Here is a 17,428-nt window from a genome sequence, read left to right as displayed (position 1 = left end):
CTGGCAAGCCTGTGCGCATGGCAGATGAATCGCTTGACGCCCTGCCCGCTGGCGGGGTAATGCTGAGAGTTTACAGCCTGTTGCGGAGAGCCTATGCGTACCCTGATTTTTGATACTGATATCGGCGTGGATGATGCCTTTGCGCTGGCTTATGCGGCGCGGACGCAGCATCTGCAGGGAATTACCACGGTGTCTGGCAACGTAGCGGTGGGTCAGGCGGTGAAAAATGCCCGGCTGTTCTGCGACAAAATGGCGATTAATGCGGAGGTCTATCGCGGCTGTTCACGGCCGCTGGCACTGGCGCCCTCAGCGCCCGCCCGGCTGCACGGTGAAGATGGACTGGGCGATGCGTTTGATAACACCTGCAGCGATGAGGCGCCAGGCGCGGTGCAGTTTATTATCGACAGCGTGCGGGCGCAGCCGCATCAGATCACCCTGGTGGCGATTGGTCCGCTGACCAACATCGCCACGGCCATTAATCAGGCGCCGGATATTATTCCGCTGGTGAAAGAGCTGGTGATCATGGGCGGCGCGTTTGGCACCGATGGCCACAGCGGCAACGTGACGCCCTTCAGCGAATTTAATATCTGGAAAGACCCGCATGCCGCCGATCAGGTGCTCGCCTCGGCGCTGAACGTGGTGGTCATCCCGTTGGATGTCACGCACAAGGTGTTAATCAGCAGTGATGAGGTTCAGCGTCTGAACCAGCCGGTGCTGAGCGCTATCTGTCGTCCTTATCTGGCTTACAGCCTGGCAAAGGAGGGTTTTGCCGGTATGGCGCTGCACGATACCCTGGCAGTGGCGTGGCTGACGCTGCCGCAGGCCTTTACCCTCACTGAAAGTCCGCTGCGGGTCATCACCGAGGGCATCGCCGGCGGTCAGACTGTGCGTAAGCTCGGCGCACTGGCGTCGCGCAATGATCCCTTTGCCGGTCTGCCCGCCCAGCGTATCGCGCTCGGCGTGGATGCCGACGCGGTGCGGGCGCACTTCTTTGAAACCCTCACCGCGCCCTGAAACGCCGCGTTAGCGGTCGAAGTGAATCACACCTTTGATCAGTTCGCGATTATTGATGACTTGCGACTCAAAGGTTTCATCCAGCGTAGAGAAAGCCAGGTGATGATTCAGCATCATTTCAGCACGCAGCTGGCGGCTGGCCATCAGTGCACTTACCCGATCAAAATCTTCGCGGGTGGCATTGCGGCTGCCCATCAGCGTGGTCTCTTTTTTGTGGAATTCACTGTCAGGGATAACCAGATCGCCTTTGTGCAGGCCGACATAGACGATTGTGCCGCCATGTCGCATCAGGTTAACCGCATTGTTCATCGCCGCCGGGCTGCCGGTGGCGTCGATCACTTTCAGCGCCAGACGACCACCAAACTGATCCCGTAGCGCGCTGTAAAACGCCTCATCCGCCGGATTCAGTGCCGCCAGACCCAGCTGATCAGCGACATGCTGGCGACGGAATTCGCTGGTGTCCGCCACCACGACCTGCGCGCCACTGGCGGCGGCAATGGCGGCGACACCCAGCCCAATCGGTCCGGCACCCACCACCAGAACCTGCTCATCCGCCACAATGCCTGCACGACGCACCGCATGGGCGCTGATGGCAAAGGGCTCAATCAGCGCGGCCGCTTCCGGGGCCACCTCATCCACCGCCAGCAACGTGCTGACCGGCACGCTTAAGTAGTCGCAGAAACCGCCATCCTGATGCACGCCTATCACCGAGATCTGTTCACAGCAGTTGGTCTTGCCACTCTGGCAGGCGTCGCAGCGCAGACAGGAGATGTAGGGCATTAACGCCACCCGCTGGCCTGCCTGAAAGCCCTCGGCGCCACTACCCAGCGCCACCACTTCCGCACAGATTTCATGGCCCAGCACCCGTGGATAGCTGAAGAACGGCTGATTGCCGGACCAGGCGTGGATATCCGTGCCGCAGATTCCGGCGGTGAGAATTTTAATCAGCGCCTCGCCAGCGGCAGGCGTGGGGGTGTCGCGGGTGGCCCAGACCATCTTACGTGGTTCAGCGATGACCAGTGCTTTCATTGTTGTCATGGTGATTCTCCGGTTGTCCTGCAGGCAGTTACGGCGAATCCTGCCTGATGCGCAGCGTTCGTTTACGGGAAGTGTGAAGCACGGCGATTTTTTTGGGCTTTGAATGGTTTTTAATGCATTAAAAACCGGAGAGTCAGATGAGCCGCAGCCAGAATTTGCGCCAGAACGTCATCAACCAGATGCTGGATAGTATCGCTCAGCGACATATTCGTTCGCCCCTGCCACCGCAGGCGGCGCTGGCGGAGATGTTCAATATCAGCCGGACCACGGTGCGACATACCCTGCACTATCTGCATCAGTGCGGCGTGCTGGATAAAGTGGATCAAACCTACGTTATCGTGCGTGATCCCCGCGATGAGGACAGTTTTAGCGCCTTAACGCCGCCGATTGAGCAGCAGGCCAGTCACTTTGAGCAGATGTTTTTTAATATGATCAATCAGCGGCAGCTGGTGCCCGGCGACACCTTCAGCGAGCTGCAACTGGCGCAGCAGGTGAAAGTCAGTCCGGTTGTGGTGCGCGAATTTCTGCTGCGCTTTATGCGCTATGACCTGCTGGAGCCGGTGAAACGCGGTCAGTGGCGCATGAAAAAATTCACTCAGGATTATGCCGAGAAGCTGTTTGAACTGCGCGAGATGCTGGAAACCCACGCCCTGAGCCGCTTCCTGAATCTGCCCGCCAGCGATGAGCGCTGGGTGCAGGCGCGGGATCTGCTGGATCGTCACCGATCCATGCGCGACACCATCGCCAGCAACTATCGCCACTTTGCTGCGCTGGACCGTCAGATGCATTCGCTGATTTTATCCGCCGCCAATAATCCATTTTTTAATCAGTCGCTGGAGATCATCTCAGTCATCTTTCACTCGCATTATCAGTGGGATGAAAGCGATCTTAAGCAGCGTAACATTGTCGCGCTGGAGGAGCATATGGCGATACTGACCGCGCTGATTGGCCGTCAGGATATTGATGCGCTCTGTGCATTACATAACCATCTGGCGACCGCTAAAACCTCAATGGTGCGCTCAATCGGTCAGTACAATTAAAAACCGATTAAAAACCACAAAGCATTAGCTCCCGCACGATTCAGAAACATCTTTGCAACATCCTTAACCCTTTGCTCTTAGTCTCGACTGCAACGTCACGGCGGCCTTTTGCCGCTGCGCGCAGACCCCTTCTCACCATAACGATAAGTACCCAGTTTCGGGAGAGTGCAATGGAAAAGACCTCAGTAACCGGTCGCGACAGCGTGACCGGCGACACGCCACCAGGCCAGGATTTCGTGCCAATGCGCAGCGATGTGGTGCGTTCACCGCGTATCCGCAAAGTGCAGATTACGGCGATGCTGCTGTTGCTGTTCGCCGCCATCATCAACTATCTGGATCGCAGCTCGCTGTCGGTCGCGAACATGACCATCCGCGATGAGATGGGGCTAAGCGCCACCGAAATCGGCTTCCTGCTTTCTGCTTTTTCGCTGGCGTATGGCCTGGCGCAGTTGCCGTGTGGCGCGCTGCTGGATCGTAAAGGGCCGCGCATTATGCTCGGCATCGGCATGTTTATCTGGTCGCTGTTCCAGGCCGCCTCGGGTCTGGTGCATAACTTTACCCAGTTCATCCTGGTGCGCATTGGCCTGGGCATTGGCGAAGCGCCGATGAACCCGTGCGGCGTGAAAGTGATCAACGACTGGTTCAACATTAAAGATCGCGGCATGCCGATGGGGATGTTCAATGCCGCCTCGATGATTGGGCTGTCGGTGGCCCCGCCGATTCTGGCGGCGATGATGCTGGTGATGGGCTGGCGTGGCATGTTTGTTACCATCGGTATCCTCGGCATGTTCCTCGCTATCGGCTGGTATATGATTTACCGCGACCGCGACAACAACACCCTGAGCGCCGAAGAGATCCACTATCTGCAGGCGGGCAGCGTGGCGTCGCGGAAAGAGCCGATCAGCTTCAAAGAGTGGCGTGGCCTGTTTAAGCAGCGCACCATGTGGGGCATGATGATTGGCTTCAGCGGCATCAACTACACCGCGTGGCTCTATATCGCCTGGCTGCCGGGCTACCTGCAGTCCACCTATCATCTCGATCTGAAAAGTACTGGCCTGCTGGCGGCGATTCCGTTCCTGTTTGGTGCAGCGGGCATGCTGCTGAATGGCTATGTGGTTGACTCGCTGGTGCGTCGTGGCTTTAACGCCGTAAAAACCCGCAAAGTCTGCATCGTCAGTGGGATGCTGCTGTCAGCCGGATTCACCGCCGTGGTGACCCGCGCGACCGATACCACCAGCGCCGTGACGCTGATTGGCATGGCGCTGTTCTGTATCCATTTCGCCGGCACCTCATGCTGGGGATTGATCCACGCCAACGTCACCGCCCGCATGACCGCTTCGGTCGGCAGCATCCAGAACTTTGCCAGCTTTATCTTCGCCTCGTTCGCGCCAGTGATCACCGGCTGGGTGCTCGACACCACCAAATCGTTCAGCCTGGCGCTAATGATCTGTGCCTGCGTCACGCTGGTTGGCGCACTCGCCTACCTGCTGCTGGTGCGCCAGCCCATCACCGACGGCGAATAATCGCAGGACGGCGCGGCGGCTACGTCAGCGCCGTCAGCGTGACGCCATGTTTTGCACCGTAACGTTTAATACCTGCCATCACCTTCTCTGAATTAAGCGGAGGCGGCGGTGGCAACAGCGGTGCCCGTTCACGCAGCGCCGAGTCGAAGCGGGCAAACGTCGCGAAGTCACGCGGGTAGCGGGCTTCATCCACACCAATTAAAACTCCCTCGTCACGCGCATGGGACAGCAGCGCCCGCCAGCGATCAATCTCCGCCAGCCCGATACTGTCGGTACCATGAGAAAAGAGCATCATATCGATGTTACGGAATGGCGGCTGTTTTTCCAGGAAACGTTGCAGCGCTAATGCCGAGGATTCGCTGCTAAAGCTCAGCCAGAACGGAATCGACTGCTGCTGCTGCGTACACCACGGATCCATCAGCAGGAAACTGTCCACCGTCAGCCGGGTCGGTAAGATTCCCGCCGCCAGATACCAGTCGCGGTAGATCTCCGCCACCACATAACTCATTGCTTCCGGATTCTCGTAGCGAATCTCCATCAGCTTCCAGCTCTGCGCTTCGGCAAGCTTTTTCAGCGGTGCGATCAGATAACCATCCAGCCCCCACTCCGCTTCCGGCACCCGGTCGGTAATGGCTGGCGGCGTCCAGCGCTCACGATCCACGCCGTAACGTGCCAGATATTCCGCTACGCGCGGACCGCCCTGCATAAACTCTTTTTCGCTGGCTCCGCCCGGCGCACCAAACTGAAAGAAAGAGCGATCGCTGGTGCGCGTTACCGGCCATTGCTGGGTGCAGTGATTGATAAACAGTGTGGAACCGGCGGGCAGACTGCCCATCAGGAATTCGTTAAAAGCCAGCGGCAGTTCGCGCAGTTTCAGCCGGAAATAGCGCATCTGGTCGAGCATCAGGCGATCCTGATTCGGGTCGTGCATGTGGTGAACCGCCAGCCGTGGCCAGGCAGCCAGCAGCGCGGCGGCCACCTCTTTACCTTGCTCGAAATTCGCTTCTGCATCATCCGGATCGTTACTGGCGGCGCGCACCGGACAGAGAAACGTCTGCGGCAGCCAGGGCACGTTCATTGCCGACGCCAGATGCACCAGCGCGCCGTTCGACGAACCGATAAAGGCCGCCGGATAATCCTGCTGTGGGTACTCACTCACCATCCATTCAGCAATGCCTTCTATATCCAGCTCACCCGCCTGGCGCAGGCTGATGCCTTCTGCCATGCCGCCCAGCGCATAACCCCACTCACGTAGCCCGGTCGGCAGACGATTCAGCGAGGGCAGTAACCGGTCAAGCGTCGGTGACTGGCTCGGACTGGCGAAGGGACGATCGTGAAGCGCATTTGCAAGCGCCAGAAGCATGGCGGCAGCAGAGTCAAAACGGGCGATGCCCTTGGGCGGTTTACTCATGCTGATTCTCCTGCTGAATGCGCGCCACGAACGGGCGGATGGCGTTGCAGAAACTCCACGGATAGACGTAGTGCAGCGTGTGGGTACCATCGCGCAGCGTCAGACGTTCGCTGCGCGGCATCAGCGCGGCGAGCTCATCCAGCCAGCGTGCCGGGCAGACTGGATCACGCGAGCCACGCAGCAGCAGCGTTGGTGCGTTGATGTAAGTGAGGCGATGCTCAATATGGTCGCGCATCATGACGCGTAATGTGCCGAACGCGCGCCATAGCCCGGCCTTGGCGTAGTCGATGCACGCCAGCGAACCCGGCGAGCGATGCGCCTCCAGACCACGATTGCGCCAGTTGCGCCAGCACTGGCGTGTCAGACTGCGCGCATGGCGATCCACCGTCGGCCCTTGCAAGACCAGCCCCGCTACCGCCTGCGGATATTTCACCGCCAGCGCAGCCAGAATCTGGCAGCCAAACGCATTGCCCACCCAGATGGCACGCTGAAACCCGTTGTGCTGCAGCCAGAGCCAGAGCGCATCAGCCTGCTGATCCACCGTCATGATGGGTGCGGAAGGTGGCAGCGTGCTGGCCCCAAAACCAGGCAGATCCGGCACCAGTACGTGATAGTCGCGGCCCAGTGCCAGTGCGAGCGGCTCCATCGCCCGGCCCGACATCACCAGCCCGTGAATCAGCACCACCGGCAGTCCCTGATCCTCATTAGGTGTGACACGCGTAAACATGCGCCAGTCGCCCACCTGCTGGAAATAACCCGCCAGCCCGGCGTGGTGACTGCGCGGCAACACCGGCGGCGTCTGCTTCAGTTGCTGCCAGCGTTTCATACCCCAAAGCGTAGCCGCTACACCTAATCCCACGCCTGCCACAATCGCTGCCTGTTTTCGTCGATGCTTCTGGATCATCCGCTGCTCCTGATTTGGGGAGGATAATTCAGTGTAGGACGGGATTGGGTTGAAGGCGGGTTAATGGTGGGTTGAAGGTTTGGCGTAAGAGGTAATTTCTTAGAGAATGGCAAAATTTGCTGTGTAGCGTCGCTTGCTGTTTTGCGGACAACATGACCCCGACCGTACACTATATTGCAGATGGCAAGTAGCGCACTGCTGCATAATCCTGTTTACGAGTGCTTCGCGCTTTAGAGCTGGATATCAGACATAAAGAGTAGTTATCAGAAAGAGTGCCCTTTGCGGGATTTTTAGTGCCATTATCAGGTAAAGTTATTTAAGCTACACAGGTAATTTTAAGGATAAAAGTCTATGAAATTGAACGAAAAGGCGCTGCTGGATTCCGGCTTTAACTATGCAGATCTTAAGAAGCTTAAAAACAACATTGCTAACTATGGCGGCTCTCTGGATTCGGTTATCCATGACCTTGCTAACCGCTTTATTGCTGCAAAGTGGATTACTATCGTTGCCTTAGCCATTCTCGTTCTCACGTTAGTGCTGGCATCCTCAGATACCAGCATCACGCTCACAGGTACACTTGCAATTGTATTACCTTTTATATGGTATCTAACGCCAGCAACACTTGCCTATAAGGCATGGCGCTATCGTAAATTAACAACTAATTCTGAACAGCGCCCTTAACAGATATAAGGTCAAATATGACTTTGGCCGTAACACCATAACCGACTATGTGCATTGTGAGTTTGGCGCGGCTCATTGTGTTAACTTTTCGGAAATAATCGGATGGCATGTATCTGAATAAACGCCAGGTTCCGGGGCGCCTGAAGAGGCCAAATACGGTATAAGCATTTGCGACCAGCGAGACTGATTTATAGACTGCCAGCCCGCTGTTTGGACTGAACCCCATAAATTGAGCGGAAGACATGGCAGCATCAGCCACTAAACCTTCGGTGTTTTTTATACCCATAACGTAGTTCGAAAATTCTTTGCTTATGCCGTTAGCGCCGTCAATAACCAGCACTGCACCAGCCAGAATACCCATAGGCGTCATAGAACCTATAAGGGTTAGGCCAGTAGCTATTTCGGCACCGGCCATAACAACATTTACAGCAGAAATCACATACCCAACGATTTTATTGTTTTCCTTAACAAACTCCACTTTGGCGTAGAGTTTCGCAGCTTTCATGCGCAGCATTCTGTCCTGCTCCTGAAGGTTTTCCATTTCTATCCGCAAATTTCTAATACATGCCACGCACTCTTCGTCAGATTTTGCACGTCGTGCAGCGGCAAATTCCTTCTCAATGAGATCTCTAATCTCCTGAACGAACTTTACCTGAGTCATGCCATTTGAAAGATGGGCCGAGGACACATGATTAGCCGTATTGATCAGCTTTCTGGCCTCAAGATTAATCATTGTTTCAGCCCAGTGCTTATTTCGGCCTGAGCGCATCATATCGAGCAATGCTGCATCCATTTATATTCTCCCTGAACATTATATCGCCGATAAGACCTCATATATTCAGCTATAAGCCGTCGATTACGACAGAATTAAGCTACATGAGATAGCATATTAAAGGATGACCTATCAGAAAAAATTTACAATTTAGAGCGGCACTAAATCATGACACTTTTGCCATGATTCTCACGTTGACGCAGAGACAATCAGCATGAAATCGAAAACCAGGTTACATAAACAAGGAATTACAACCAGCACATAACGCACGGCTGCAAAGGCGTCATTTTGTCGCCAGAAAGTGTTTTTAGCGGAAAGACAACAAGAAGAGTGGCAGAAGCAGATTAGACGCACCAGGAAGTGCAAAACGCGGGTTTACTCAGAAGAAAGCAAAAGCAAAAGGTGATAATCACAGGTCGATCCCTGACCGCGATTATCGAGGGTTTCTTGCGGGGTGCTTAGTACATGGCACCCGGCGGTACGTGTTTGAACGTCTCAACATAAGCGCGGAACACGTGTTTAATGATGCGTTTCATAAAATGCCTGATTCAAATTTAGTTGAACATATACTGAAAAAGTATAGCCGCTGTGCGTTTTAACAGCAAATAAATTTGAAGCAGATCACAAAAATACCGCTTTTATGTGCAAAGGCCCTAGGCGGTGTAGCCAAGATGCTGCAACAGAATGGTGGAGCCGACGGCGATTAACACCACGCCACCCAGTACTTCCGCCCATTTGCCCAGTACCGGACCGATAAAGCGTCCGACTAATACGCCGGTCGTCGCCATCACTGTGGTGGCGGCACCAATGGTCAGCGCGGTGGTGATGATATTCACCTGTAAAAAGGCCAGACCAACGCCGACCGCCAGTGCATCCAGGCTGGTCGCGACGGCAGTGGTCGCCAGGACCATAAAGCCATGACTTTGCGGGGCTTCACAAGGTTCTGCGACGGCTGTCTGACGAAAACCTTCCATCATCATACGGCCACCCAGAAAGGCCAGCAGGGTGAAGGCAACCCAGTGATCCCACGCCATGATGTAACGACTGGCCGCCAGACCAAGTGCCCAGCCAATCAGTGGGGTCAGCGCTTCAATAGAGCCGAAGATCAGACCGGTACGCAGCGCTTCTTTAAAACCAGGACGATGCAATGTGGCACCTTTGCCCAGCGCAGCGGCAAACGCGTCCATCGACATACCCAGCGCAAGAATTAAAGTGGCAATAAAGGTCATGATTTATTCACCTGGGGCGAAAAAGCGGCAATTCACGCTGAATTCACCACACAAAGTGTTCAGTTATGAAAAAGTGGGCGCAGTCTACCACGCAAACCTCAAGATAAAAAGACAGTAAAATCAGGGATTTAAGTATAGCAAAGGCTATAACTCTTATCATTCGCTATGAATGGCGCTAAGTCGATGGTGGCAAAGCATTTTCTGGCCGTTTTCCCTGCCCTGCACTACGCCATGTGGGCGTATTGCCGCACACCACCATTGAACCCTGTCGACGATTACCGGAAAATGCCGGGCTGATAAATATGGGATACCGGTTATGAATAACCCTTTTGAAACGTTGGTTGTGCCTGGTGGCATTTTGCTGCTGGGCTTTCTCTCGGCGCTGCTGCTGCCCGCGCCCGCTTTTAGCGTGACGGTGGCGCAGCATCTGTTGCAGATGTTCCATTTACAGGATCTGAATCAGCTCTACACAGTGGTGTTTTGCGTCTGGTTTTTGCTACTGGGCGCCATAGAGTTTTTTGTTATCCGCTTTGTCTGGCGTCGCTGGTTCAGGGGCTGACCGCCTGCGCATCGACCAGCGCTTTTAGCCGTTCAGCGCTGCGCGCGTAACCTTCACGCGGCAGATGTGCCGCACCCAGTACCAGACCCGCACCGCGCTGCCCGGCCTGCTGATACCAGACCGACAGCGGCGAGGGGGCCATGCCCCACTCCACCGCCTGCTGCGCAATGGCCTCATCCGGAGTACCGGCGGGTAAGCGGACAATCACCGCCAGCCCGGTGCGTTGCAGGTCGGGAAAGTAAGGATGGAGCGCCGCAACCATCTGCTCCAGTCGCTCATGATAAACGCGCTTCATGCGCCGCAGATGCCGCATAAAGTGTCCGTCCCGCAGAAACTCCGCCACCGCGTTGTGTAACAATCCTGAGGATGCAGGCGAAAGCAACGCGCAGACCTCACCGAAGCGCGCCGTCAGCGCCGGCGGAACCACCATAAAACCGAGCCGCAGTTGCGGCGTCAGCGTCTTGCTGAAGGTGCCGATGTGCAGCACCCGCCCTTCACTGTCGAGCGCGGCGAGTGCAGGGGCCGCGCGATTACCGGGCTGAAGCTCGCCGAGATAATCATCTTCGATAATCCAGCGCTGCTCCCGGCTGGCCCAGTTCAGCAATTCATGACGGCGTACCAGGCTCATGGTCATGCCCAGCGGCGCCTGCTGTCCCGGTGTGACCAGCGCGAAAGCGGCATCCGGCGCGCGGGCAATCCCGGCCTGAACCTGCAACCCTTCGGCATCAACCGGCACGGCAACCGGCGTGACGTGTAGCGCTTCAACCGCGCGACGTGCCACCCAGAATCCGGGGTCCTCCAGCCAGGCCTTTTTGCCCTGAAAATTCATCGCCAGCCCAATCAGGCCCATCGCGCCCGCATAACCGCTGGTGATAATGATCTGATCCGCCTGACAGCGCAGGCCGCGTGCCACCGCGAGGTAGGCCACCAGCGCCTGACGCAGCGCTAAGCTGCCGCGTGGATCGGGATAACTCGCCGGTCTGCTGACCTGCATGCGCGTCTGACGCTGCAGGATGCGCAGCCAGACTTTTGCCGGAAACGCATCGCTGGCCGGAATGCCCATCTGAAAGGTCAGCGGTGGCGCTTCATACTCTTCAATTCCATCAGGATGGAGTGACTTGCAGTTGGCATCATTGCCGGCCGGTTTTAACGGTGGTAATGGACTGACGAAGGTACCTGCTGCGCCTCTGGCCTGCAGAAACTGTCCATCAACCAGCATGTCATAGCTGGCACGCACGGTGCCACGTGCCACGCCGAGCTGCGCCGCCAGATCGCGGCAGGAAGGTAAACGCGTACCAGGCTGTAAACGCCCTTCACTAATCGCCTGTTCAATCAGCAGTCGCAGCTGCTCGCTGAGCCCCCGTGATGCACCGCGTTGCAGTGTCAGCGTAGAAAGCGGCGATGGGCCAGTCAGACTCTCATTTTTTGGCACTTTATCTGCTCCATTGAAAGGCCGAAAATCACCTCATCAATCCCAGGAGGCAATAAGATGAGCGAACGTATCGATTTTCACCTTGCAGCACCGGCAGGCATGAAAGCGCTGGGCGGCGTATACAGTTATCTGGCACAAACCGATCTGCCACTCACTTTACTGGAACTGCTGTTCCTGCGCATTTCCCAGATTAACGGCTGCGCCTACTGCATTGATATGCATACTAAAGCGCTGAATAAATCGGGTATGAGCTGGGATAAGATCGTGCTGACCCCGGTCTGGCATGAATCGGGGACGCTGTTCAGTGAGAAAGAGAAGGCCGCTCTCCACTGGGCTGAATGCCTGACGCTGATTGCTCAGCAGGGTGCGCCAGACGCCTGCTATGCGGCACTGACAGCCGAGTTCAGTGAGAAAGAGATTGTCGATTTGAACATCGCGATTGGCCTGATGAACACCTATAACCGCATGGCGATAAGTCTGAAAAAGCTGCCTGCCAGCGCGAATCAGTCATAGGTGAATCCGATGCGTGGGCCGATGCGCACGCATTTTCACACTCACAAAAATGTAACATTATTTTTACACAAGCGGCTGTTAAGGCCCTGCCATCCTGATTCCTGTTATTCCTTACTGCGCAATAAATCGCTAAATTTCAGCTAATTAAATAATTCCGCACTGTTCACATCCTTTCCGGCACTGCACCAGCATGGGGCTTTTCCGCAACATCCTTTTTTAGTTAACTCACTGACTTCACTCTAAAAAATCACTAATACGCCGCGCATCGTGATGATTAATTCTTATGCTGAATCATTTCTGCATTTAAAAAATAAACTAATGTTTAATTCAGATGCGAGAATGTTATATTCGGATGACTAAGCATAACGTTCAGTTAACGCGTTATCACCGCTTTAACCCTATACCTGAGACTTAACCTTTGAGAAATAGCGCAACGCGCTCGTAAGAAGCGTGACTATTTCGCCTGCGAAACTGTTGGGCTTCAGGTCAACAGAAGAGGAGATGTCGCCTCATGAGCAATTCAGCTGTAAACCTTGCGCTCGCGATGAGTGCCATGGCAAAGGACACCACTACTGCGCAGGAGCGCAAAGACGTTGACGTGCTGCTGATTGGTGCTGGTGTGATGAGCGCTACCCTCGGTGCATGGCTGCAGGATTTAGAGCCGGACTGGTCCATCGAAATGGTGGAGCGGCTCGATAGCGTGGCCGAAGAATCCTCCAACGGCTGGAATAACGCGGGCACCGGTCATGCGGCGCTGGCGGAGCTGAACTATACGCCTCAGCAGGCGGATGGCAGCATCGACATCTCTAAAGCGATAACGATCAACGAATCGTTTCAGATTTCCCGCCAGTTCTGGGCTTATCAGGTTCAGAAAGGCAACCTGCGCAATCCCAAAAGCTTTATTCATAGCACGCCGCACATGAGCTTTGTCTGGGGCGACGACAATGTCGACTTCCTGCGCAAGCGCTTCAAAGCGTTGCAGAAAAGCACTCTGTTCCGCGGCATGGCCTACTCCGAAGATCCGCAGCAGATTGCCCGCTGGATCCCGCTGGTAATGAATGGCCGTGACCGTCGCCAGAAAGTGGCCGCGACCTGGACAGAGATGGGCACCGATGTGAACTTCGGTGAGATCACCCGTCAGCTGATTGCCTCGTTAGAGAAGAAAGCGAATTTCCAGCTGCGTCTGCGTCAGGAAGTGCGGGATCTCAAAAAGCTTGCCGATGGTCGCTGGCAGGTGACGCTGCAGTGTCTGAACAGCGGCACGCGTCGCACGCTGACGGCGAGCAAAATCTTTATTGGTGCGGGTGGCGCGGCGTTACCGCTGCTGCAGAAAGCCGGTATCCCGGAAGCGAATGGTTACGCCGGTTTCCCGGTGGGCGGTTCATTCCTGGTCACGGAAAACCCGCAGGTCGTCGCGCAACACATGGCTAAGGTTTACGGCAAAGCCAGCGTCGGTGCGCCGCCGATGTCCGTGCCGCACGTTGACACCCGCGTGCTGGATGGCAAGCAGGTGCTGCTATTTGGCCCGTTCGCCACTTTCTCGACCCGGTTCCTGAAACAGGGTTCGTTGATGGATATGTTCACGTCCCTGAACAGCAGCAATATGTTGCCAATGGTCAAAGTGGGGCTGAAAAGCTTCGATCTGGTGAAATACCTGATGGATCAGGTATTGCAAAGCGACAGCGACCGGATGGAGGCGCTGCGTGCTTATGTGCCGCAGGCGAAGCAGGAAGACTGGCGCCTTGTCACAGCGGGTCAGCGTGTGCAGATCATCAAGAAAGATGAGAAAGAGGGCGCCGTGTTGCGTCTGGGCACCGAAGTGGTCGCCTCGCAGGATGGTACGATTTCCGCTCTGCTAGGTGCCTCGCCAGGCGCCTCAACGGCGGCACCCATCATGCTGGAGCTGCTGCACAAGGTCTGTCCTGAGCAAATGGCTTCACCGGAATGGCAGAACAAAATCCGTGCGGTGGTCCCCTCCTGGGGACGTAAGCTTAATGGCGACGTGGCGCTGACAGAAAAAGTGTTAGCCGAGACCAGTCGTGTTCTGCAGCTCGACTATTCGCCGGTTACGCCGATGGCGGCCAACGATGAAGGACGGGAAACCGCGTTCGTCGTCGGCAAGTAATACAGTGCCGTTGATAAAAAGGCTCCGCATAGCGGGGCCTTTTTTATTGGGCGGTTGCCTGGTCGTCCTGAGGATTCTCTATTAGGGTTAAGGCATCTTTTAGCCGAACGATCAGGAGGAACCCGCATGTCTTACTCCCCTGCGTCACCCGAATTTACCCTGCTCGACCGCTACTGGCGGGCAGCGAACTATCTCTCCGTTGGACAGATTTACCTGATGGATAACCCGCTGTTGCGCGAGCCACTCAGGCCGGAACATATTAAACCGCGTCTGCTGGGTCACTGGGGCACCACGCCAGGTCTGAATTTTATCTATGCCCACCTCAACCGTGTTATCCGCAAACAGAACCTGGATATGATCTATATCTGCGGGCCAGGCCACGGCGGTCCCGGCATGGTGGCGAATACCTGGCTGGAGGGCAGCTATAGTGAGATTTATCCGCACATCTCGCAGGATGCGGCGGGTATGCAGCGCCTGTTTAAACAGTTCTCCTTCCCTGGCGGCATTCCCAGCCACGCGGCACCGGAAACGCCGGGCTCAATTAATGAAGGCGGCGAGCTGGGCTATTCGCTCTCTCATGCCTTTGGTGCGGCCTTCGATAATCCCGATCTGGTGGTGCCGTGCGTGATTGGCGACGGCGAAGCGGAGACCGGGCCGCTGGCCTCCAGCTGGCACGGCATCAAATTCCTCAATCCTGAACGTGACGGCGCAGTGCTGCCGATTCTGCATCTTAACGGCTACAAGATTGCTAACCCGACGCTACTGGGCCGCAGCAGCGATGAGGATCTGCACCAGCTATTCAGCGGCTACGGCTATGAGCCGCTGTTTGTCTGCGGGCATGAACCGGTAAAAATGCATCCGCTGATGGCGGAGACGCTGGATACCGCCTTCAGTAAGATCGCTGCGTATCAGCGTGAGGCGCGCAGCGGCAACGCCAGCAACGACGTGCCGCGCTGGCCGATGATTATCCTGCGTAGCCCCAAAGGCTGGACCGGCCCTGAAACGGTCGACGGCAAGAAAGTGGAGGATTTCTGGCGGGCGCATCAGGTGCCGGTCGCGGCCTGTCGTGAAGATGAAGGTCATCGCCAGATCCTTGAAACGTGGATGCGGAGCTATCAGCCCGACGATCTGTTTGATGAACAGGGTCGCCTGAAGCCGGAACTGCAGGCGCTGGCACCGGAAGGCGATAAACGCATGGGGGCTTCGCCATATGCCAATGGCGGCCTGCTGCGCCGTGAGCTGGATGCACCTGACATCGCGGAGTTTGCCTGCGATATCAGCGAGCCAGGCACAGAGATAGCGCAGGCCACAGAGCATCTGGGGCGCTATCTCAGCGTGTTGTTCCAGCGTAACCGCGATAATTTCCGCCTGTTTGGCCCGGATGAAACGGCCTCTAACCGCCTGACGCCGGTCTTTGACGTGACCAGCCGCACCTGGCTGGAACGAATAGAGCCGTACGATGAGCAGCTGGCGCGGGATGGCCGGGTGATGGAAATCCTCAGTGAGCATCAGTGTCAGGGCTGGCTTGAAGGCTATCTGCTGACCGGCCGCCACGGACTGTTCAACTGCTATGAAGCTTTTATTCACATCGTCGATTCGATGTTTAACCAGCACGCTAAGTGGCTGAAAGTGACGCGCAAGCTGGGCTGGCGTAAACCGATTTCGTCGCTGAATTACCTGCTCTCTTCGCACGTCTGGCGTCAGGACCACAATGGCTACAGTCATCAGGATCCGGGCTTTATCGATCATGTTGCCAACAAGAAAGCAGACATCGTGCGCATCTATCTGCCGCCCGATGCCAATACGCTGCTTTGGGTGGGCGATCACTGCCTGCGCACCTGGGACCGCATCAATGTGATTGTGGCGGGCAAACAGCCTGCGCCGCAGTGGCTGGATATGGCCAGTGCCGTGACCCATTGTGAAGCGGGTATGGGCGAGTGGCGCTGGGCGGGCACCACGCCGGCACATGACCAGCCAGATGTGGTGATGGCCTGCGCCGGTGATGTCCCAACTATGGAGACGATGGCGGCGGTCGATCTGCTGCGTGAGATGCTGCCTGAACTGCGCATCCGCGTGGTGAACGTGGTCGATCTGCTGGCACTGCAGCCGGAAGATCAGCATCCGCATGGCAAATCTGATGCGGAGTTCGACGCGCTGTTTACCCAGGATAAACCGGTGATTTTTGCTTTCCACGGCTATCCGACGCTGATACATCGCCTGACCTATTCCCGAACCAACCACCGCAACTTCCATGTGCGCGGCTTTAACGAAGAGGGAACCACCACCACGCCATTTGATATGACGGTACTGAACGAGCTTGACCGCTATCATCTGGCGCAGGAGGCGATTCTGCGCGTGCCGGGCCTGGCCGACGCGCATCCTGAGCTGCTGGAGGATTTACAGCAGCGTCTGGCGGAACATCATCGCTATGTCCGTGAGCATGGCGAAGATTTGCCGGAGGTGCAGAACTGGAAATGGCCGTCGGCCACTGCACCGGGTGTGCCCGATTAAGCGGCCAGCAGCGCGTCGGTCAGCATCCAGACGGTGGTCGCCACCAGCGACAGCGCCATCAGGCTGTTAAACAGCTGGCGCTTCCAGGCAATCTGCAGATGGCTGCGCAGGCGATCGCCCAGTGCTGCCCAGATCAGGATGCAGGGCAGATTGAGCAGCATAAAGCCGATCATCACCGTCAGGACGCCGCTGCTGCCGCTATAGAGCAGCGCGACGTTGGTGGCCATCAGCCAGGCCTTGGGATTGATCGCCTGGAAGCAGGCGCCGCCCACTATCGTCATTGGCTGAGGACGGGTGCGCGCTTCGGGTGCGGCAGCGCGAAAAATTTTCCAGGATAACCACATCAGATAAGTACAGCCTGCCAGCGTCAGCGGCAGGCGAATCGCCGCCATCCAGTGCAATAACACCTCCAGCGCCATCCCGGCAATCACCGTCTGCACCGCACAGCCCACCAGAATACCGAACACCATTGGCAGAGTGCGCCGCATGCCAAAATTGACCCCGGAGGTCGCCAGCAGCAGATTGTTCGGGCCTGGCGTAATTGACATCACGGTAACGTAACTGAAGAAAGAGGGATCAAGCATGGTGACTCTCCTGAAGGTAGACAGAGTTCTATGCTAAGGCGGGAATTAAGATGGTAACAGGGACACAAAATCACTATTGTTATGGTTACAGT

16 protein-coding genes are annotated in these 17,428 nt (G+C 56.3%); 8 read left to right on the top strand and 8 right to left on the bottom strand.

Features of this window, described 5'->3' with window-relative positions; genetic code table 11:
- The first annotated feature begins 93 nt into the window (after positions 1-93).
- Positions 94-1,014 (top strand): nucleoside hydrolase, encoded by a 921-nt coding sequence (locus KTJ90_RS01125; protein WP_499025840.1) that lies wholly within the window; start codon positions 94-96, stop codon positions 1,012-1,014.
- A gap of 9 nt (positions 1,015-1,023) precedes the next feature.
- Here the strand turns inward: KTJ90_RS01125 and KTJ90_RS01120 are convergent, their stop codons facing one another.
- On the bottom strand, positions 1,024-2,052 hold the full coding sequence (locus KTJ90_RS01120) for a zinc-binding alcohol dehydrogenase family protein (RefSeq protein WP_182630271.1): 1,029 nt from the start codon (positions 2,050-2,052) through the stop codon (positions 1,024-1,026).
- A 137-nt stretch (positions 2,053-2,189) separates the two neighbouring features.
- Between KTJ90_RS01120 and KTJ90_RS01115 the strand changes: the two genes are divergently transcribed.
- Together KTJ90_RS01115 and KTJ90_RS01110 are read left to right on the top strand one after the other, a co-directional pair.
- Positions 2,190-3,092 carry a GntR family transcriptional regulator gene (locus KTJ90_RS01115; RefSeq protein ID WP_499025838.1) on the top strand — a complete coding sequence of 301 codons (903 nt, stop codon included), beginning with the start codon at positions 2,190-2,192 and terminating at the stop codon, positions 3,090-3,092.
- A gap of 170 nt (positions 3,093-3,262) precedes the next feature.
- Complete coding sequence (locus KTJ90_RS01110) at positions 3,263-4,615, top strand: MFS transporter (protein WP_003852047.1); 1,353 nt, start codon at positions 3,263-3,265, stop codon at positions 4,613-4,615.
- Between the two features lie 19 nt (positions 4,616-4,634).
- On the opposite strand, the gene KTJ90_RS01105 is transcribed toward KTJ90_RS01110, so the two are convergent.
- Positions 4,635-6,026 (bottom strand): hypothetical protein, encoded by a 1,392-nt coding sequence (locus tag KTJ90_RS01105; protein WP_003852046.1) that lies wholly within the window; start codon positions 6,024-6,026, stop codon positions 4,635-4,637.
- Positions 6,019-6,930, bottom strand: coding sequence for an alpha/beta fold hydrolase (locus tag KTJ90_RS01100; protein WP_485523568.1), 912 nt, complete (start codon positions 6,928-6,930; stop codon positions 6,019-6,021). The genes KTJ90_RS01105 and KTJ90_RS01100 overlap by 8 nt, the downstream gene beginning before the upstream one ends.
- Before the next feature lie 351 nt (positions 6,931-7,281).
- Here KTJ90_RS01100 and KTJ90_RS01095 point away from each other — a divergent pair, with 351 nt between their 5' ends.
- Positions 7,282-7,611: a hypothetical protein gene (locus tag KTJ90_RS01095; RefSeq protein WP_485523569.1), complete on the top strand. Its 330-nt coding sequence runs from the start codon at positions 7,282-7,284 to the stop codon at positions 7,609-7,611.
- Here KTJ90_RS01095 and KTJ90_RS01090 read toward each other — a convergent pair.
- The 3 genes from KTJ90_RS01090 to mntP form a co-directional block, all read right to left on the bottom strand.
- Complete coding sequence (locus KTJ90_RS01090; RefSeq protein WP_008926344.1) at positions 7,589-8,404, bottom strand: DUF4225 domain-containing protein; 816 nt, start codon at positions 8,402-8,404, stop codon at positions 7,589-7,591. The two genes, KTJ90_RS01095 and KTJ90_RS01090, sit on opposite strands and share 23 nt — an antisense overlap.
- Positions 8,405-8,841: 437 nt before the next feature.
- Entirely contained in the window at positions 8,842-8,919 is a 78-nt protein-coding gene (azuC, locus tag KTJ90_RS01085) for a stress response protein AzuC (protein ID WP_123809971.1), read from the bottom strand.
- Between the two features lie 117 nt (positions 8,920-9,036).
- Positions 9,037-9,612, bottom strand: a complete 576-nt coding sequence (gene mntP, locus KTJ90_RS01080; protein WP_003852038.1) for a manganese efflux pump MntP — start codon at positions 9,610-9,612, stop codon at positions 9,037-9,039.
- Positions 9,613-9,928: 316 nt separating this feature from the next.
- Here mntP and KTJ90_RS01075 point away from each other — a divergent pair, with 316 nt between their 5' ends.
- Positions 9,929-10,171 (top strand): DUF1158 domain-containing protein, encoded by a 243-nt coding sequence (locus KTJ90_RS01075; protein WP_078805093.1) that lies wholly within the window; start codon positions 9,929-9,931, stop codon positions 10,169-10,171.
- Here the strand turns inward: KTJ90_RS01075 and pdxR are convergent.
- Positions 10,161-11,603 (bottom strand): MocR-like pyridoxine biosynthesis transcription factor PdxR, encoded by a 1,443-nt coding sequence (gene pdxR, locus KTJ90_RS01070; RefSeq protein WP_485523570.1) that lies wholly within the window; start codon positions 11,601-11,603, stop codon positions 10,161-10,163. The genes KTJ90_RS01075 and pdxR overlap by 11 nt on opposite strands.
- Before the next feature lie 57 nt (positions 11,604-11,660).
- Between pdxR and KTJ90_RS01065 the strand changes: the two genes are divergently transcribed.
- From KTJ90_RS01065 to KTJ90_RS01055, 3 genes are all read left to right on the top strand, one after another.
- Positions 11,661-12,116, top strand: coding sequence for a carboxymuconolactone decarboxylase family protein (locus tag KTJ90_RS01065; RefSeq protein WP_008926347.1), 456 nt, complete (start codon positions 11,661-11,663; stop codon positions 12,114-12,116).
- A 511-nt stretch (positions 12,117-12,627) separates the two neighbouring features.
- Positions 12,628-14,241, top strand: a complete 1,614-nt coding sequence (mqo, locus tag KTJ90_RS01060) for a malate dehydrogenase (quinone) (RefSeq protein ID WP_003852028.1) — start codon at positions 12,628-12,630, stop codon at positions 14,239-14,241.
- Between the two features lie 126 nt (positions 14,242-14,367).
- The gene (locus KTJ90_RS01055) at positions 14,368-16,752 is read left to right on the top strand and encodes a phosphoketolase family protein (RefSeq protein WP_003852026.1); all 2,385 of its coding nucleotides are present in this window, start codon (positions 14,368-14,370) and stop codon (positions 16,750-16,752) included.
- Here the strand turns inward: KTJ90_RS01055 and KTJ90_RS01050 are convergent.
- A complete protein-coding gene (locus tag KTJ90_RS01050) occupies positions 16,749-17,336 on the bottom strand; it encodes a LysE family translocator (protein ID WP_003852024.1) in 588 nt (195 codons plus the stop codon). The genes KTJ90_RS01055 and KTJ90_RS01050 overlap by 4 nt on opposite strands.
- Positions 17,337-17,428: the final 92 nt, after the last annotated feature.

Source organism: Pantoea jilinensis (assembly GCF_019104105.1).
GTDB lineage: Bacteria > Pseudomonadota > Gammaproteobacteria > Enterobacterales > Enterobacteriaceae > Pantoea > Pantoea eucalypti.
The sequence above is the reverse complement of the archived record's forward strand: the minus strand, read 5'-3'. Positions and strand labels throughout refer to the sequence as shown.

Excerpts from the sequence above, each read along its gene's own strand:
- KTJ90_RS01125 (WP_499025840.1), top strand. The coding sequence starts at position 94 with ATGCGTACCCTGATTTTTGATACTGATATCGGCGTGGATGATGCCTTT.
- KTJ90_RS01120 (WP_182630271.1), bottom strand. The coding sequence starts at position 2,052 with ATGACAACAATGAAAGCACTGGTCATCGCTGAACCACGTAAGATGGTC.
- KTJ90_RS01115 (WP_499025838.1), top strand. The coding sequence starts at position 2,190 with ATGAGCCGCAGCCAGAATTTGCGCCAGAACGTCATCAACCAGATGCTG.
- KTJ90_RS01110 (WP_003852047.1), top strand. The coding sequence starts at position 3,263 with ATGGAAAAGACCTCAGTAACCGGTCGCGACAGCGTGACCGGCGACACG.
- KTJ90_RS01105 (WP_003852046.1), bottom strand. The coding sequence starts at position 6,026 with ATGAGTAAACCGCCCAAGGGCATCGCCCGTTTTGACTCTGCTGCCGCC.
- KTJ90_RS01100 (WP_485523568.1), bottom strand. The coding sequence starts at position 6,930 with ATGATCCAGAAGCATCGACGAAAACAGGCAGCGATTGTGGCAGGCGTG.
- KTJ90_RS01095 (WP_485523569.1), top strand. The coding sequence starts at position 7,282 with ATGAAATTGAACGAAAAGGCGCTGCTGGATTCCGGCTTTAACTATGCA.
- KTJ90_RS01090 (WP_008926344.1), bottom strand. The coding sequence starts at position 8,404 with ATGGATGCAGCATTGCTCGATATGATGCGCTCAGGCCGAAATAAGCAC.
- azuC (WP_123809971.1), bottom strand. The coding sequence starts at position 8,919 with ATGAAACGCATCATTAAACACGTGTTCCGCGCTTATGTTGAGACGTTC.
- mntP (WP_003852038.1), bottom strand. The coding sequence starts at position 9,612 with ATGACCTTTATTGCCACTTTAATTCTTGCGCTGGGTATGTCGATGGAC.
- KTJ90_RS01075 (WP_078805093.1), top strand. The coding sequence starts at position 9,929 with ATGAATAACCCTTTTGAAACGTTGGTTGTGCCTGGTGGCATTTTGCTG.
- KTJ90_RS01065 (WP_008926347.1), top strand. The coding sequence starts at position 11,661 with ATGAGCGAACGTATCGATTTTCACCTTGCAGCACCGGCAGGCATGAAA.
- mqo (WP_003852028.1), top strand. The coding sequence starts at position 12,628 with ATGAGCAATTCAGCTGTAAACCTTGCGCTCGCGATGAGTGCCATGGCA.
- KTJ90_RS01055 (WP_003852026.1), top strand. The coding sequence starts at position 14,368 with ATGTCTTACTCCCCTGCGTCACCCGAATTTACCCTGCTCGACCGCTAC.
- KTJ90_RS01050 (WP_003852024.1), bottom strand. The coding sequence starts at position 17,336 with ATGCTTGATCCCTCTTTCTTCAGTTACGTTACCGTGATGTCAATTACG.